This window comes from Halomicronema sp. CCY15110, assembly GCF_016888165.1.
Lineage (GTDB): Bacteria > Cyanobacteriota > Cyanobacteriia > Phormidesmidales > Phormidesmidaceae > Halomicronema.
The window spans coordinates 1-388 of the sequence record NZ_JACSWC010000400.1 but is presented as its reverse complement, the minus strand read 5'-3'; the positions used below and the strand labels follow the sequence as shown (position 1 = coordinate 388).

Here is a 388-nt window from a genome sequence, read left to right as displayed (position 1 = left end):
CCGAAACCTCGGTCCTCTTTGAACTCATTGCTCATCGCTACGAGCGCCGCAGTTTACTCATTACCGCTAATCAGCCTTTTAGCCAGTGGGATGCCGTCTTTGCTGACACCATGATGACCGTCGCTGCGGTTGACCGCCTGGTGCATCATGCTTTGATTGTCGAAATGCAGACCGATAGTTACCGCAAGCGTTCAGCCACGACACGCTCGGCCTCAGCGACACAGCCATCCTAGAACCCGATCTATAGTTGTCGCGACAACTATGATCTCTTCTCAAATTAGACGTTGGTGACTGAAGATACGGTTGCTGCCGCTGCCGATCGCGCTTTGCCGACGACTCATCCGCCTATGTAGTTGTCGCGACACGCCTATGTACTTGACATTTAATA

1 protein-coding gene is annotated in these 388 nt (G+C 52.3%); it reads left to right on the top strand.

Translation table 11 applies throughout. The features are described 5' to 3' along the window. On the top strand, positions 1 to 233 hold a 233-nt coding region (locus JUK32_RS20665), incomplete at its 5' end, for an ATP-binding protein (protein WP_204140761.1). Positions 234 to 388: the final 155 nt, after the last annotated feature.